The organism is Rhodoblastus sp., assembly GCF_019449565.1.
In the GTDB taxonomy this organism is placed as follows: domain Bacteria; phylum Pseudomonadota; class Alphaproteobacteria; order Rhizobiales; family Beijerinckiaceae; genus Rhodoblastus.
Window position 1 is genome coordinate 128840 of the sequence record NZ_JAGRPM010000057.1, and the last position, 16616, is coordinate 145455.

Here is a 16616-nt window from a genome sequence, read left to right on the forward strand (position 1 = left end):
CTATAACATCGCCGCCAAGACGGCAAATGAGGCCATGACCTACGAAGAATACAACGCATTCTGCTCCGCTTTGCCCGCGACAACCTATGTCATGCAATGGGGCGGATCCCATGTCTGGAAGGTCGGCGGCAAGGTGTTTTGTATCGGCGGCGGGAGCGAAGACGCCCCGGCTTATTCCTTCAAGGTCAGCGAGATCGCCTTCATGATCCTGCCCGAGCAGGCAGGCTTTCGCCCAGCGCCTTATCTCGCCTCGCGCGGGCTGAAATGGATCGAGGCGCGGGCGGGGATTGTCGCGCAAGACGAATTGCGCGAATTGATCCACGCATCCTATCGTCTCGTGCTTGGCGGCCTCAGCCGAAAGAAGCGGCGCGAACTGGGGCTCGATGGGATTTAGGGAGCGACCGATGGCCAAGAGGCATGACGAGATCGACGCGAAATTGAAAGATTTCATCGACGCCCAAAAGATTTTTTTCGTCGCCACCGCCGGGCCGGAGGGCCGGGTCAATCTCAGCCCAAAGGGCCTAGATGGGACCTTCGCGGTGCTCGGCCCGCGCCGCGTCGCCTTTCTCAACCTGACCGGCAGCGGCAACGAAACGGCCGCGCATCTGCGCCTCAGCGATCGCATCACCTTGATGTTCTGCGGCTTTTCCGGCCCGCCGAACATACTGCGGCTTTACGGAAAAGGCAGGACCATCGGCGCCGGCCGCCCCGGCTTTGACAAATTCGCAGGCCATTTCGCCGAACTGCCGGGCGCGAGACAGATCGTCGATGTGGCAGTCGAGGAAATCATCACATCTTGCGGCTTCGGCGTGCCCTTGATGGAGTTCGCCGGCCAGCGCGACACGCTGGTCAAATGGGCGGAAAAGAAGGGCGAGGACGGCATAAACGACTATTGGCGGGAGAAGAACGCGCTGAGTTTCGACGGCCTGCCCACCGGCCTGCTCGACGATTGACGGGGTCGCGCGGCCTTGCGCCGAGATGGGCTTTGGACTATATAGCGTTCAGTCAGCATCTTCGTCATGGCCTGTAAGGGCCGCGCGGGAGTGGGGCCCAGGCGGGACCCGCTCTTTTTTGTTTTCCCGGCTTGTTTGTTATTCGCGACTTGCCGGACCCATTCGGAACAACCATTTGAACCAAACGCAGGACTCAGACGCCCAAATTGCGCAGGATCTCGACGCGCCGCTCCAGACCGTGGATGCGCCGCTGGATGAGGCGCGCTTCGTCGAAGAGACCGGCGTCGCCGCGCGGATCGCCGCGCTGAGCGAGCGAGTGCTGAATTCAATGGGCTACCGCCTGGTGCGGGTCAAAGTGATGTCGGGACAGGGAACCACCGTCCAGATTATGGCCGAGCGGCCCGACGGGTCGCTCACCATTGACGATTGTGAAGAGATCCACGACGCCTTGTCGCCGGTGATCGACGTCGAGGACCCGATCAAACAGGCCTATCGGCTGGAAATTTCCTCGCCGGGCCTCGACCGCCCGCTCGTGCGAGCCTCGGATTTCCGCCGCGCGCTCGGCAAGGAAGCCCGCATCGAACTGGCCCACGCGCATGTGAGCGGCCGCAAGCGTTTTCGCGGGCCGATCCGCGCCGTCGAGGGCGTGGGACGTGATTGCGTCCTGACCATCGAGCGGCCGGACGCCGGCCCCGACGAGGAAAAGCTGCCGAAACTGGCCCTGCGCGACCTCGACGAGGCCAAGCTGGTGCTCACCGAGGCGCTGATCCGAGAATCCCTTCGCGCCGCCAAGGCTTTGGCGCAGGGCGACGGCGGGGCCGAGGGCGAGGAAGGCCTTGACGGGGACGCGCCACAGAAAACTGCGGCGGCGCCACGTAAAAAAGGCTTCGGCGCGAGCACGAAATCGAAACCCGTCCTCCCGGCTGGCGTACGGGCGCAATTCAAAAAAGGCGGCGGCGGCAAGAACCCTTCGGTCCGCCGTCCAACAAGCAAATAACGACTTATCAGGAGAACACCCATGGCCGTCAGCGCCAACCGGCTTGAACTTTTGCAGATCGCCGACGCCGTCGCGCGCGACAAGTCGATCGACCGCTCGATCGTGCTCGCGTCCATGGAAGACGCCATGCAGAAGGCGGCGCGCTCCCGCTATGGCCAGGAAACCGAGGTCCGCGCCGAGATCAATCCGCGCACCGGCGAAGTGCGTTATTCCCGCCTGATGCTGGTCGTCGACCAGATCGAGAACGACGCCACCCAGATCCTGCTCGCCGACGCCCGCAAGCGCAATCCGGCCGCGCAGGTCGGCGACTGGATCGCCGAGACCCTGCCGCCGATCGAATTCGGCCGCATCGCCGCGCAATCCGCCAAGCAGGTCATCGTACAGAAGGTGCGCGAGGCCGAGCGCGACCGCCAGTACGAGGAATTCAAGGACCGCATCGGCGACGTCATCAACGGCGTGGTCAAGCGCGTCGAATATGGCAATGTCATCGTCGATCTCGGCCGCTCCGAGGCGATCATCCGCCGCGATGAAATGATCCCGCGCGAATTGTTCCGCCCCGGCGACCGCGTGCGCGCCTATGTCTATGACGTGCGCCGCGAGCAGCGCGGGCCGCAGATCTTCCTTTCGCGCACCCATCCGCAGTTCATGGCCAAGCTGTTCCAGCAGGAAGTGCCGGAAATCTACGACGGCGTGATCGAGGTGCGCTCGGTCGCCCGCGATCCCGGCTCGCGCGCCAAGATCGCCGTGACCTCGCGCGATTCCTCGATCGATCCGGTCGGCGCCTGCGTCGGCATGCGCGGCTCGCGCGTGCAGGCGGTCGTCAATGAATTGCAGGGCGAGAAAATCGACATCATCCCCTGGTCGGCCGACGCCGCGACCTTCATCGTCAATGCGCTTCAGCCGGCGGAAGTCGTCAAGGTGGTGCTGGACGAGGACAGCTCGCGCATCGAGGTCGTCGTGCCGGACGATCAGCTGTCGCTGGCCATCGGCCGCCGCGGCCAGAACGTGCGCCTCGCCTCGCAGCTCACGGGCTGGGATATCGACATCCTGACCGAGGCCGAGGAATCCGAGCGCCGCCAGAAGGAATTCATCGAGCGCACCCAGTCCTTCATGCAGGCGCTCGACGTGGACGAAGTCGTCGGCCAGCTGCTGGCCTCGGAAGGCTTTCGCAGCGTCGACGAACTCGCTTATGTCGATACCTCCGAAGTCGCGGCGATTGAAGGCTTCGACGCCGACACCGCCGAGGAAATCCAGAACCGCGCCCGTGAATATCTGGCCCGCGTCGAGGCGGAGCAGGACGCCCGCCGCATTGAACTTGGCGTGTCGGACGAATTGCGCGAGATCGAAGGCGTCACCACCGCCATGCTGGTGAAATTCGGCGAGAACGAGGTCAAGACGATCGAGGATCTCGCCGGTTGCGCCACCGACGATCTGGTTGGCTGGACCGAGAAGCGGAATGGCGAAAACGTGCGGACCGAAGGCTTCCTCGACGGTCTCGACGTGAGCCGCGACGAGGCCGAGGCCATCGTCATGCGCGCCCGCGTCAAGATGGGCTGGGTCGATGAGGCCGATCTCGCCGCCCCGGCGGAAGACGAGGCCGCTGAAACTGAACAGGACGGCGAGACCGCGTGATGCGCGGCCGCGAGAAAGGGCATGCTGGCTTTGACGCTGGAGACGAAACAGGATCTGGTCGCGCCCGTCGCCGCTCCCCGCAAGGGAGAGGCGCCGGAAGAGCGCACCTGCGTCGTCACGCGCCAGACCGGCGCGCCTGACGAGCTGATCCGCTTCGTCCTCGGCCCCGATCAGGCTGTCGTTCCAGATCTCAAGCGCAAATTGCCCGGACGCGGCGTCTGGGTCGGCTTGTCAAAGGCGCTGGTCGCCCAGGCCGTCAAGAAGCAGCTCTTCTCGCGCGGCTTGCGCGAAAAGGCTTTTGCTTCACCCGATCTTCCAGAGCTGATCGAGACGCTGATACGGCGCGACGCCGCTCAAGGGCTCGCGCTGGCCAACAAGGCCGGCCTCGTGACCACCGGCTTCGCCAAGGTCGAAAGCGCCATCGGCTCGGGCAAGATCGCCGCGCTGATTCATGCTGTCGACGGCGCGCCGGACGGCAAGCGCAAGCTGCGTCAGGCGCTGCGCCGCCGCTTCGGCGACAGCATGCCGCCGGACATCGATCTCCTCACCACGGATGAACTCGATTCCGCGCTCGGCCGCGGCAATGTGGTTCACGCCGCGCTGGGCATTGGCTCCGCGGCGAAGGTTTTTCTCGCTTCCGCACGGCGACTTGCGTTATATCGCGGCGACGGCGAAGCGGCGGCCCCTGACGGGGGCGAAGATTTGACAACGACCGAGGCTTTGGAGCAGGACTTCGAAGCCGATGGCGCGAACGGTCGAGACAGCAACGGGCGAGATTCCGGGGACGCATGAGCGATATGAACGATTCTAACAATTCCGGCGACAAAACCCTGACCGTGCCTCCGACCAAGACCTTGTCGTTGAAGCGCCCGGTCGAGCAGGGAGTCGTGCGCCAGAGCTTCTCGCACGGCCGCACCAAGGCGGTTGTGGTGGAGAAGGTGAAGCGTCGCGCCCATGAAGCGCCGAAAGCGCCCGGCGCCACGGCCGCGCCCGCGCCGAGGCCGGCCGCCGCCGCGCCGACTCCCCCTGCCGCTCCTGTCCAGCAGAGCGCGCCCGCCCAGGCGCGCCCGCCGGTCAAGCCGACTCCGCCGCGCCCGCAGACCGGCGTCGTCCTCCGCACCTTGACTGATGACGAGCGCGACGCCCGCGCCCGCGCCCTGAACGACTCCCGCGTTCGTGAGGAAGAAGACCGCAAGCGCCAGGAGGCCGAGGCCCGCGCCCGCTCCGAGCGTGAAAACCGCGAACGCGCCGAGCGCGAAGCGGCGGAATCCCGCAAGAAGGAAGAAGAAACGCGCCTGCAGCGCGATCTGGAAGCCAAGCGCCGCGCCGAGGATGAGGCGCGCCGTCGCCTCACCCCGGGCGCCGCGCCCGCCGCTCCCGCCTCGACCGAGGGCGAGCATGGCCTGTCCCTGACCCCGTCGGGCAATTCGCGCCGTCCGCAGCAGATCGTCTTCAACACGCCCCGTCCCGCCGCCCCGGCCCCGTCGGCCACGCCGACCCCGGCCGCCGCCGAAGGCCGGACAACGCCCGCCGCTCCCGGCGCGGGCGCCCCCGCGCCGCTCGGCCTGCGCCGCACCCCGATCCAGCCCAAGCTCGCCGTGCCGGCCGTCAAGCCGGCGCGCGGCGCCGAAGCCAAGTCGCGTGGCCGCCTGACCGTCACCACCGCGCTCGCCAGCGACGGCGAGGAGCGCACGCGCTCCGTCGCCGCCTTCCGTCGCCGCACCCAGCGCCTCAAGGGCGTCGTGGAGCAGAAGGAGCGCCTGTCGCGCGAAGTCGTCCTGCCTGAGACGATCACGATTCAGGAGCTCGCCAACCGCATGTCGGAACGCGGCGTGGACGTCATCAAGCTGTTGATGCGCCAGGGCCAGATGCACAAGATCACCGACGTGATCGACGCCGACACCGCCGAACTGATCGCCTCCGAACTCGGCCACACCGTGAAGCGCGTGGCTGAATCCGACGTCGAGGAAGGCCTGTTCGACACGCCGGACGCCGAGGAGAGCCTCGTTTCGCGTCCGCCGGTCGTCACCATCATGGGCCATGTCGACCACGGCAAGACCTCGCTGCTCGACGCAATCCGCCAGGCCAATGTGGTCTCCGGCGAAGCCGGCGGCATCACCCAGCACATCGGCGCCTATCAGGTGCAGTCGCCGCTGGGCGGCAAGATCACCTTCATCGACACCCCCGGCCATGCCGCCTTCACCGCCATGCGCGCCCGCGGCGCCAAGGTCACCGACATTGTCGTGCTGGTCGTGGCGGCCGATGACGGCGTGATGCCGCAGACGATCGAGGCCATCAGCCACGCCAAGGCGGCGGGCGTGCCGCTCATCGTCGCCATCAACAAGATCGACAAGCCCGACTCCAAGCCGGAGCGCGTCCGCGCCGAACTGCTGCAATATGAGGTGCAGGTCGAATCGCTGGGCGGCGACACGCTGGAAGTCGAGGTTTCGGCCAAGCAGAAGACCAATCTCGACAAGCTGCTCGAAGCCATTTCGCTACAGGCGGAAGTGCTCAACCTCAAGGCCGATCCCGAGCGCCCCGCCGAAGGCACCGTCATCGAGGCGCGCCTCGACCGCGGCCGCGGCCCGGTCGCGACCGTTCTGGTCCAGCGCGGCACGCTGGCCGTCGGCAATATCGTCGTCGCCGGCTCGCAATGGGGCCGCGTGCGCGCCCTGATCGACGACAAGGGCGTCAATTGCGTCCATGCCGGCCCGTCCTTCCCGGCGGAAATCCTCGGCTTCGGCGGCGCGCCAGAAGCCGGCGACCGCGTCGCGGTCGTTGAGTCCGAAGCCCGCGCCCGCGAGATCACCGAATATCGCGAACGCCAGAAGCGCGATCAGGCCGCCGCGCGCGGCGGTTCGGCGCGCTCCTCGCTCGCCGACATGATGAGCCAGCTCAAGACTGCGGGCCGCAAGGAATTCCCGCTGGTCATCAAGGGCGACGTGCAAGGCTCGGTCGAAGCGATCTGCGCGGCGCTGGAGAAGCTTGGCACCGACGAAGTCGCGGCGCGCGTGGTCCACGCCGGCGTCGGCGGCATCACCGAATCCGACATCGCGCTCGGCGAAGCCTCCAAGGCCGCGGTCATCGGCTTCAACGTCCGAGCCCACAAGGAAGCGCGCGAGGCCTCGGAAAAGCTCGGCATCGAAATCCGCTATTACAACATCATCTACAATCTCGTGGACGATGTGAAAGCGGCCATGTCCGGCCTGCTCGCGCCGACCCTGCGCGAGACCATGCTCGGCAACGCCGAAATCCGCGAGGTCTTCACCATTACGAAGGTCGGCAAGGTCGCTGGCTGTCTCGTCACCGACGGCGTCGTCGAGCGCGGCCAGCACGTCCGCCTCATCCGCGACAATGTCGTGGTGCACGAGGGGAAGCTCTCGACCCTCAAGCGCTTCAAGGACGAGGTCAAGGAAGTCGCCTCCGGCCAGGAATGCGGCATGGCCTTCGAGAATTACCAGGACATGCGGCAGGGCGACGTCATCGAGTGCTACCGCGTCGAGGAAATCAAGCGGAGTCTCTGATAACATTGCCGAACCGCGATGCGGTTCGGCGCCCCTCGCATCAGCCGAAGGGCGTCCAAAGACGCCTGTCTTTCGACTGGCGTTTGGTCGCAGTCGCTCCCATGCTCGTCCCGCGGGCCGAGCGGGAGGGACGAGCGAGCGCCCCTTCGCCAATACGCAGAGATAATTGCCGCCGCTCAAGGCGGCGGCGCTCTCACGAGGCAAAAATGTCCAGAATTCATCAAAAGGGCGGCGAGCCGAGCCAGCGCATGTTGCGTGTCGCCGAGCTGATCCGCCACGCCGTGGCGCAATTGCTGTCGCGCGGCGAAATCAACGATCCCGATCTCGCCGGGCTGGTCGTCACCGTACCCACGGTCAAGATGAGCCCCGATCTCAAGCTCGCCACCGTCTATGTCATGCCGCTCGGCGGCAAGGCGCAGGACCAGATCGTGACAATCCTTGAGCGCCACAAGAAATATCTGCGCACCGAGGTCGCCCATCAGGTCAATCTGAAATATGCGCCGGAAATCCGCTTCCGGGTGGACGAATCCTTCGCCAACGCCGCCAAGATCGACGCCTTGCTGCAAACGGCCAAGGTCGCGCAGGATCTCGCCGCGCCCGGGCAAGACGGCTCGGAAGACGATCAGGGCGACGGCGCGGAAAAAGGGGACGACGCGCCGTGAACGCGCCGCGCTCCACCCGCGTCGAAGTCAATGGCTGGGTCGTGCTCGACAAGCCGGTCGGGCTGACCTCGACCCAGGCCGTCTCCCGGCTGAAGCGCCTGTTCAACGCCAAGAAGGCAGGCCACGCCGGCACCTTGGACCCGCTCGCTTCGGGCGTGCTGCCGATCGCCTTTGGCGAGGCGACCAAGACCGTGCCCTTCGTGCAGGACGGCGAAAAGGCCTATCGCTTCACCGTACAATGGGGCGTGGAGACCGACACCGACGACACCGAAGGCCATGCGGTCCAGACGAGCGACGCGCGGCCCGACCCCGCCGCCATCGCCGCTTTGCTGCCGAGCTTCACCGGCGAGATCATGCAGCGCCCGCCGGCCTTTTCGGCGATCAAGATCAATGGCGAGCGCGCCTATGATCTCGCCCGCGACGGCGAGACGGTCGATCTCGCGCCCCGCCCCATCACGATCCATGCGCTGCGGCTCGTCGCGGCGGACCGCGACCAGGCGGTGCTGGAGGCCGAATGCGGCAAGGGCACCTATGTCCGCGCCATCGCCCGCGATCTCGGCCGCGCGCTCGGCTGCTACGGCCATGTGACCGCGCTGCGCCGCACCCGCGTCGGCCCGTTCAGCGAAGAGACCTCCGCGCCGCTGGCGGAATTACTGGAGGCGCCGGAACTGGCCCATGAAGACCTGCTCGGCGTCGAGGCTGGCCTGACGGAGCTGCCCTGCCTGTTGCTCGACCGCACGGCGGCGACCCGCGCCCGGCGCGGCCAGTCGGTCATCCTGCGCGGCCGCGACGCCCCGGCCGAAGGCGCCGCCTATGCCGTCTGCGGCGGCGTGGTGATCGCCTCCGGACAGGTTCAAGCCGGCGAGTTCGTCCCGAACCGCGTGTTCAACCTGCCGTTCTAAGCAAACCGGCCGCCATTAAAAGCCTCCTACGCGCGCAAAACGCCTTCGGGCTGGCCCCGCCACAATTTTCGTGTATAAGGCGCACTTCGCCGCCGGCTCGCGCTTGCGGCGGCGCTCGCGTTTGACCTCCCTGGACGACATCCCGGAGCGGCCCCACGCGCAGCGGTTCTTCAACAACGAAAGGACATTCGATGTCGATCACGGCCGAGCGCAAAGCCGCGCTCATTACGGAATACGCCACCAAGCCGGGCGATACCGGTTCGCCGGAAGTGCAGGTCGCCATTTTGACCGAGCGCATCACGAACCTGACCGAGCATTTCAAGTCGCATGTGAAGGACAACCATTCGCGTCGCGGCCTGCTCAAGCTGGTCTCCCTGCGTCGTCAGCTTCTCGACTATGTCAAGAAGGGCGATGAAGCCCGCTACAAGACGCTCATCGGGCGTCTCGGCATCCGCCGTTAAATTTTCCCGCGCGGCCGGCTTGTCCGGCCGCGTTTTTCGATATCGCGGGGCAAAAGCCGCGCAAAAGGGGCCGGCGGCAGGGGCCGCCCGTCCAACCGGACGAAGCGTTCGGGCCATGGCAGGATTGCCAGACGCCGCACAAGGCGACGTCTCGCCGTCTTGCTCATGGTGTGGCGCTTCTCCCATCCACGAAAGACGAAAAAAATGTTCGAGATTCATCGCGAGGAAATCGACTGGTGCGGGCGCAAGCTGACGCTGGAGACCGGCCGCATCGCGCGCCAGGCCGATGGCGCGGTCTTCGCCTCCTATGGCGAAACCACCCTGCTGGCCACGGTCGTTTCGGCCAAGGCGCCCAAGGCCGGCCAGGACTTCTTCCCGCTCACCGTAAACTACCAGGAAAAGGCCTTCGCCGCCGGCCGCATTCCCGGCGGCTATTTCAAGCGCGAGGGCCGTCCCTCCGAGCGTGAGACGCTGATTTCGCGCCTGATCGACCGTCCGATCCGCCCCCTCTTCCCGGACGGCTATCGCAATGACACCCAGGTCGTCGTCACGGTCCTGAGCCATGACCTCGAGAACGACCCGGACATTCTGGCCCTCGTCGCGACCTCCGCCGCCCTGACCTTGTCCGGCGTGCCCTTCATGGGCCCGATCGGCGCCGCCCGCGTCGGCTTTATCAATGGCGAGATCAAGGTGAACCCGACGGTCGACGAGGCCAAGACCTCGGACCTCGACCTCGTGGTCGCCGGCACCGCCGACGCCGTGCTGATGGTGGAATCGGAAGCCAAGGAGCTTTCGGAAGAGACCATGCTCGCCGCCGTCATGGCCGGCCACGCCGCCTTCCAGCCTGTGATCGACGCCATCATCCGCCTCGCCGAGCGCGCCGCCAAGGAGCCGCGCGACCTCGTCCTCGTCGACAAGAGCGAAATCGAAAAGGCCGTCGCCGACATCGCCGAAGCCGAGCTGCGCGAAGCCTACAAGATCACCGCCAAGCAGCAGCGTTACGCCGCCGTCGACGCCGTGAAGGCCAAGGTCACGGCCGCCCTGTTCCCCGCTGACGGCGAAGCCAAGTTCGACAAGCAGAAGGTCGCGGAAGTGTTCCATGACCTGCAGGCCAAGGTCGTGCGCTGGAACATTCTGGACACCCATATCCGCATCGACGGCCGCGATCTGAGCACCGTGCGCCCGATCGTCGCCCAGGTCGGCGTCCTGCCCCGCACCCATGGCTCCGCCATCTTCACCCGCGGCGAGACCCAGGCTTTGGTCGTGGCGACGCTCGGCACCGGAGAGGACGAGCAATACATCGACTCGCTGGAAGGGACCTATAAGGAAAACTTCCTGCTGCACTACAACTTCCCTCCCTATTCCGTCGGCGAGACCGGCCGCATGGGTTCGCCCGGCCGCCGCGAAATCGGCCATGGCAAGCTGGCCTGGCGCGCGGTCCATCCGATGCTGCCGACGGCGGCCGAGTTCCCCTACACGATCCGCGTCGTGTCAGAGATCACGGAATCCAACGGCTCGTCCTCGATGGCGACGGTTTGCGGCGCCTCGCTGGCGCTGATGGACGCGGGCGTTCCGCTGAAGCGCCCGACCGCCGGCATCGCCATGGGCCTGATCCTGGAAGGCGAGCGCTTCGCGGTGCTCTCCGACATTCTGGGTGACGAGGATCATCTCGGCGACATGGACTTCAAGGTCGCCGGCACCGAGCATGGCGTGACCTCGCTGCAGATGGACATCAAGATCGCCGGCATCACCGAGGAGATCATGAAGGTCGCTCTCGGCCAGGCCAAGGGCGGTCGTCTGCACATCCTGCACGAAATGGCCAAGGCGCTTACCAGCGCCCGCGCCGAGCTGGGCGAATTCGCCCCGCGCATCGAGACGATGAAGATTCCGACCGACAAGATCCGCGAAGTGATCGGCTCGGGCGGCAAGGTCATCCGCGAGATCGTGGAAAAGACCGGCGCCAAGATCAACATTGACGACGACGGCACCGTGAAGATCGCCTCCGCCGACGGCAATTCGATCAAGGCGGCGATCGCCTGGATCAAGTCCATCGCCTCCGATCCGGAAGTCGGCCAGATTTACGAAGGCACGGTCGTCAAGACCACCGATTTCGGCGCTTTCGTGAACTTCTTCGGCGCCAAGGACGGTCTCGTCCACATCTCGCAGCTGTCCAGCCAGCGCGTCGCCAAGACCACGGATGTGGTCAAGGAAGGCGACAAGGTGAAGGTCAAGCTGCTGGGCTTCGACGATCGCGGCAAGGTCCGTCTCTCGATGCGCGTCGTCGACCAGACCACCGGCGAGGATCTTGAAGCCAAGGCCAAGGCGGAAGCCAAGGCTGAAGCGGCCGAAGAACAGGCCTGAGCCTCCAACATTCCAAGGAAAAGGCGGACGTCGCGAGACGGCCGCCTTTTTCTTTTGTCCGGGCAAGGCTTTCTTTAATGCCGGCGCGCTAATTTGGGGAGCCAGCTACCTCTCGCGAGACTGAACCCCGTCGATGACGCCCAAAATCGCTGTTTTGATCCCCTGCTATCAAGAAGAAGCCGCCATCGGCAAAGTGGTGCGGGATTTTCGCCGCGCCTTGCCGGGCGCGACGGTCTATGTCTACGACAATAATTCGCGGGACCGCACCGCCGAAGCCGCCAGGGCCGCCGGCGCGATCGTCCGCCACGAAAGCCAGCAGGGCAAAGGCCATGTCGTGCGGCGCATGTTCCGCGACATCGACGCCGACTTCTATCTGATGGTCGACGGCGACGACACTTACGACGTCAGCGCCGCCAACGACATGATCGCGCTCGCGCGAAAAGGCCCCTGCGATATCGTCAATTGCATCCGCCATGAAATCGGCCAGTCAGCCTATCGGCGCGGGCATCGCTTCGGCAATGACGTCCTGACCGGCGTGGTGCGGGGTATTTTCGGAGGTCGCGTGCTCGACATGCTTTCTGGCTATAAATTATTTTCCCGCCGCTTTGTGAAATCCTTCCCGGCGCTGTCCCAAGGCTTTGATATCGAGACCGAACTGACCATACATGCGCTGGAGGCAGCCATGCCCGTCGGCCATGTGCGCGGCCTTTACCGCGACCGCGCCGAGGGTTCGCAGAGCAAGCTACGCACCTATCGCGACGGCTGGCGCATTCTGATGATGATTCTAAAACTGGTGCGTCACGAACGCCCCATGCTCTTTTTCAGCCTGCTCGCTTTGGCCCTCGCCGCCACTTCGGTGGCGATCTCCATTCCGGTCTTCGTCACTTATCTGGAAACCGGCCTGGTGCCACGCATGCCGTCCGCCGTGCTTTCAATGGGAATCATGCTGCTTTCCGCGCTGAGCTTGGTTTCCGGCATGGTTCTGGACACTGTCAGCCGGGGACGTCGCGAGATGCGCTTCCTCGCCTATCTGCAATATCCGCCCTTCCCGATCGAAGACGAAGTCGGCGCCGCCACTCCGGTGGAGCGCACGCCGTTCATGAGCGGTCGCTGAACGTCAATCGTCCAGCGGCGTCACCGTAAAGACATGCAATGGCGTTCCTGTGACCGGCAGCGCGCGCAACCAACCAGGCGCCTGCCCCGCCACGATCTGGGCGGCGAGACTGTCCGCGCCCATGGCATTGTATGCCGCGACATCCGCCGGCGCATCCCAGCACAGCAGCACATAAGCCACGCCGGCCTTGCGCGCCAGGGATTCCGCCAGCGCCGGGGCGCTGCGCAAAATGTCAAGCGCCGCGCGATTGCCGTGATTGTTGCGATGATAGGGAGCGGCCAGAACGCTCAAATGCGTATGGGCAAGGAGATAGGAGCCGGCGGAGACGGGCGCGACGGCAAGGCCGGGCGCGAGACCGGCCAACGGCTCGTAGCTCGCCGAATCGAGACAGGCTGAGGGCCGGCGCCAGAACATGTCCGGCGAATTTTCCGCTTCCGCCGACGGCTTCAGTTCGGGCAGAGCCAAAGCAACTCCGAATGACGACAGGGCGAAGAGAGCGGCAAGACTCGCTGTCGCCGCAAGCGCTTCGCCCCGGCCTGCGAGGCGCCGCCGCAAAGCGGCGACTGGCGCCAACAGGCCAAGCGCCGCAAGCGGCATGGTCGAGGAAAAGACGCGCAAGCACAGGCAGCCAAGGGCAAAACCGACGGCTACGACGCATGCAAGAAACAGCCAACGCACCCGCGCAATTCCCGAGGTGGACAGCATGCCGAAAAGTGCGCCGCACAAACCGATCAGAATCGGGAGCGCCATCAGCAAAGCCCCGCCGGGCGAAACCGCGAAATCCTGGCGAAGCGTCAAATTTTCGCCCACGTGATCGAGCCATAAACTCTTCACCACGGGATCGACACCGGCATAGAGCGGCTGCAGGCAAATCGGCCAGTACAGGACAATTGGCGCCAGACTGGCCACGCCAAACACGCCCAGAGAGGCGATTCGACCTGCGAATGACAATGAGCCCAACAAGGACAACGCCCCATAGGCCGCCGCACCACAAAGCGCGCCAACCAACCAGGGCGCCGACAAAGCATCGCAGGCGGGAACGAACCAGTTGCGTGGCCCAACCGTCATCAAAAATACGACTGTCAGCGTCGGAGCGAGACCGATAGCGAAGGAGCGCAAGAGCTCGCGCGCCTCGGCTCCCCGCAATACGAAAATGAGGCCCGGAGCGCCCGCGATCACCGCAAAAAACGGCATGTTTTCGAGGCCAATGCCGAGAGAGACCGCCATGCAGGCGCCGGCGAGCGCGGCCCAGCGTGCTTGCGCCGGATCGAAGGCGCGGGCGAGCGCCGCGACGGCGAAGAACAACAGCGTGATCTGCGGCGCGTGATGATCGATGCGGCCGGGCGGGAACTGCCAGAAGAACACGCCGCAAAACAGGATGGCGAACACGCCATAGACCCGCGCGGAGGCCCCCGCAAAGATCCGCGCCGCCCAGGCGCCGCCCGAGAGTAAAACAGCGAACATGAGCGTGGGAAAGGCGATCCGCGCCGCGCGCTCGGCCTGCTCCGGCGCCAGGAAGAGCCCGAAGAATTTCAACAGCAGGACGAGCGGAATATCGACGATCCGCGACCAGTGCATGAAGACGCCGCCCGGCGCGTCGAGCCGCCATTGCGTCATGTCGTACCAGCCCTGACCCGCCAGCAGATCGCGGACCTGAACCATGCGCATGGCGTCGTCGGTGTCGAAGAAGCCGCCGGTGCGCCAAACCGTCAGCAGGCGGGACTGTTGCAGGACGAGGGACAGAGCGAGCGCGCAGGCCACGGCCAGCCAGAGCCCGACATTCCCGCGCGCGAGGTGATCCCGCGTCGGATTTTGGGCAGGGGAGCTCGGCTCCGCGTCCGGGGAAACGATGCTCGGCGCCTGATGCAAATGAAGGTCTCCCGCGTCACAGCCGCGACGCGGGAATATGGCGGCAAAAGGCTTAAGAAGCCGCTATTCCAGATCGGCCTTGAGGCTGCCCGGCTGGGGCATGGAGATGGCGTTATAGCCAGCGTCCACGAAATGGATCTCGCCGGTCACGCCGGCCGAAAGACCGGACAGCAGATAGAGCGCCGAACCGCCGACGTCCTCGATCGTCACCGTCCGCCGCAGCGGCGCATGGGCCTTCTGGAAATTGAACATGAAGCGCGCGTCGGCGATGCCGGCGCCCGCCAGCGTGCGGATCGGCCCGGCGGAAATGGCGTTGACGCGGATGTTCTGCGCGCCGAGATCGGCCGCGAGATAGCGCACGCTGGATTCCAGCGCCGCCTTCGCCACGCCCATCACGTTGTAATTGGGCATGACGCGGGTCGAACCGCCATAGGTCAAGGTGAGCAGGGAGCCGCCGTTCGGCATCAGCTTCATCGCGCGCTGCGCGATTTCGGTGAAGGAAAAGGCCGAGATCACCATGGTGCGCGAGAAATTCTCGCGCGTCGTGGCGTCGACATAGCGGCCCTTCAACTCGTTCTTGTCCGAGAAGCCAATCGCGTGGACGATGAAATCCAGCGTCCCCCAATGCTTTTCAAGTTCCGCGAACAGCGCGTCGACGCTGGCGAGATCCTCGACGTCGCAGGGCAAGGTGAGCGTGGAGCCGAGACTCTCGGCGAGCGGCTTCACCCGCTTGCCCAGCGCCTCGCCCTGATAGGTGAAGGCGAGTTCGGCGCCCTCGGCGGCGACGGCCTGGGCGATGCCCCAGGCGATGGAGTGGTTGTTGGCCACGCCCATGATGAGGCCGCGTTTGCCCGTCATCAAGCCCTTGGCGGAAACTGTCATGCGCGCACTCTCGGTCAAGCGTCGATATTTTTGAAGATCAGCGTCGCGTTGGTGCCGCCAAATCCGAAGGAATTGGACAGCACCGCCCCGAGCTGCTGGTTATCCCGACGCTGACGCAGGATATTCATATCGGCGAAGGCCGGATCGAGATTGGCGATATTGGCGCTTTCACAGATAAAATTGTTCTGCTGCATCAGCAGCGAATAGATCGTTTCCTGCACGCCCGCGGCGCCGAGCGAATGGCCCGTGAGCGATTTGGTGGCCGAGATCGGCGGGCATTTGTCGGCGCCGAAGACTTTCCGGATCGCCTCGATCTCCTTGAGATCGCCAACCGGCGTCGAGGTCGCGTGGGGATTGATATAGTCGATCGGAATCTTGCAGGTCTCCAGCGCCATCCGCATGCAGCGCTCGGCGCCCTCTCCCGAAGGGGCGACCATGTCATGGCCGTCGGAGGTCAGGCCATAGCCTGCGAGTTCGGCATAAATTTTCGCGCCCCGCGCCTTGGCGTGCTCATATTCCTCCAGCACCACGACGCCCGCGCCGCCGGCGATGACGAAGCCGTCGCGGTCGGCGTCATAGGCGCGCGAGGCCGTCGCGGGCGTATCATTATAGGAGGACGACATCGCGCCCATGGCGTCGAACAGCACGGACAGCGTCCAGTCCAGCTCTTCGCAGCCGCCGGCGAACATCACGTCCTGCTTGCCATATTGGATCATTTCCGCGGCATTGCCGATGCAATGCGCGGAGGTGGAGCAGGCCGACGAAATCGAATAATTGACGCCCTTGATCTTGAACCAGGTGGCGAGAGTCGCCGAGGCGGTGGAGGACATGGCCTTGGGCACCGCGAAGGGCCCGACGCGCTTGGGGCCCTTGGTCCGCGTAATGTCGGCCGATTCGACGATGACGCGGGTCGAGGGACCGCCCGAGCCCATGATGATGCCGGTGCGCGGATTGACGATATCGGCCGTTTCCAGGCCGGAATCCGCAATGGCCTGATCCATGGCGACATGGTTCCAGGCCGTGCCCGTGGCGTGGAAGCGCATGGCGCGGCGATCGACGAGCTTTTCGGGATCGAGCGTCGGCGCTCCGTGAACCTGGCAGCGGAAGCCCAGTTCCGCATATTTTTCGGCCCGCACGATGCCCGCCCGCGCCTCGCGCAGCGATGCCGTGACCTCCTCGACGTTATTGCCGATCGAAGAGACAATGCCGATGCCGGTGACGACGACGCGCCTCATGCTTTCACTCCTTGTTGGGTGAGC

General features: G+C 65.2%; 14 protein-coding genes. 11 read left to right on the forward strand and 3 right to left on the reverse strand.

What is annotated here, in order from left to right:
* Nucleotides 1-34 precede the first annotated feature (34 nt).
* The 11 genes from QZ409_RS13325 to QZ409_RS13375 all read left to right on the forward strand — a co-directional run bounded on the left by QZ409_RS13325 (nucleotide 35) and on the right by QZ409_RS13375 (nucleotide 12606).
* Nucleotides 35-394, forward strand: a complete 360-nt coding sequence (locus tag QZ409_RS13325; protein ID WP_296712085.1) for an MmcQ/YjbR family DNA-binding protein — start codon at nucleotides 35-37, stop codon at nucleotides 392-394.
* Between the two features lie 10 nt (nucleotides 395-404).
* Complete coding sequence (locus tag QZ409_RS13330; RefSeq protein ID WP_296712088.1) at nucleotides 405-953, forward strand: pyridoxamine 5'-phosphate oxidase family protein; 549 nt, start codon at nucleotides 405-407, stop codon at nucleotides 951-953.
* 175 nt (nucleotides 954-1128) lie between these two features.
* Entirely contained in the window at nucleotides 1129-1950 is an 822-nt protein-coding gene (rimP, locus tag QZ409_RS13335; RefSeq protein ID WP_296712091.1) for a ribosome maturation factor RimP, read from the forward strand.
* Nucleotides 1951-1971: 21 nt separating this feature from the next.
* Nucleotides 1972-3582, forward strand: a complete 1611-nt coding sequence (gene nusA, locus QZ409_RS13340) for a transcription termination factor NusA (RefSeq protein ID WP_296712093.1) — start codon at nucleotides 1972-1974, stop codon at nucleotides 3580-3582.
* Nucleotides 3583-3603: 21 nt separating this feature from the next.
* Nucleotides 3604-4374 carry an RNA-binding protein gene (locus tag QZ409_RS13345; protein ID WP_296712096.1) on the forward strand — a complete coding sequence of 257 codons (771 nt, stop codon included), beginning with the start codon at nucleotides 3604-3606 and terminating at the stop codon, nucleotides 4372-4374.
* Nucleotides 4375-4379: 5 nt separating this feature from the next.
* Entirely contained in the window at nucleotides 4380-7106 is a 2727-nt protein-coding gene (gene infB, locus QZ409_RS13350; protein WP_296712250.1) for a translation initiation factor IF-2, read from the forward strand.
* A gap of 206 nt (nucleotides 7107-7312) precedes the next feature.
* Complete coding sequence (rbfA, locus tag QZ409_RS13355; RefSeq protein ID WP_296712097.1) at nucleotides 7313-7768, forward strand: 30S ribosome-binding factor RbfA; 456 nt, start codon at nucleotides 7313-7315, stop codon at nucleotides 7766-7768.
* Nucleotides 7765-8670 carry a tRNA pseudouridine(55) synthase TruB gene (truB, locus tag QZ409_RS13360; protein WP_296712100.1) on the forward strand — a complete coding sequence of 302 codons (906 nt, stop codon included), beginning with the start codon at nucleotides 7765-7767 and terminating at the stop codon, nucleotides 8668-8670. The genes rbfA and truB overlap by 4 nt, the downstream gene beginning before the upstream one ends.
* Before the next feature lie 191 nt (nucleotides 8671-8861).
* Entirely contained in the window at nucleotides 8862-9131 is a 270-nt protein-coding gene (gene rpsO / locus QZ409_RS13365) for a 30S ribosomal protein S15 (protein ID WP_283365739.1), read from the forward strand.
* A gap of 204 nt (nucleotides 9132-9335) precedes the next feature.
* Complete coding sequence (gene pnp / locus QZ409_RS13370; protein WP_296712107.1) at nucleotides 9336-11492, forward strand: polyribonucleotide nucleotidyltransferase; 2157 nt, start codon at nucleotides 9336-9338, stop codon at nucleotides 11490-11492.
* 133 nt (nucleotides 11493-11625) lie between these two features.
* A complete protein-coding gene (locus tag QZ409_RS13375; protein ID WP_296712110.1) occupies nucleotides 11626-12606 on the forward strand; it encodes a glycosyltransferase family 2 protein in 981 nt (326 codons plus the stop codon).
* 3 nt (nucleotides 12607-12609) lie between these two features.
* Here QZ409_RS13375 and QZ409_RS13380 read toward each other — a convergent pair whose 3' ends face one another.
* From QZ409_RS13380 to fabB, 3 genes are all read right to left on the reverse strand, one after another.
* On the reverse strand, nucleotides 12610-14475 hold the full coding sequence (locus QZ409_RS13380; RefSeq protein WP_296712114.1) for a hypothetical protein: 1866 nt from the start codon (nucleotides 14473-14475) through the stop codon (nucleotides 12610-12612).
* Between the two features lie 63 nt (nucleotides 14476-14538).
* A complete protein-coding gene (fabI, locus tag QZ409_RS13385) occupies nucleotides 14539-15357 on the reverse strand; it encodes an enoyl-ACP reductase FabI (RefSeq protein WP_296712118.1) in 819 nt (272 codons plus the stop codon).
* Nucleotides 15358-15371: 14 nt separating this feature from the next.
* Nucleotides 15372-16592, reverse strand: a complete 1221-nt coding sequence (gene fabB, locus QZ409_RS13390; protein ID WP_296712120.1) for a beta-ketoacyl-ACP synthase I — start codon at nucleotides 16590-16592, stop codon at nucleotides 15372-15374.
* Nucleotides 16593-16616: the final 24 nt, after the last annotated feature.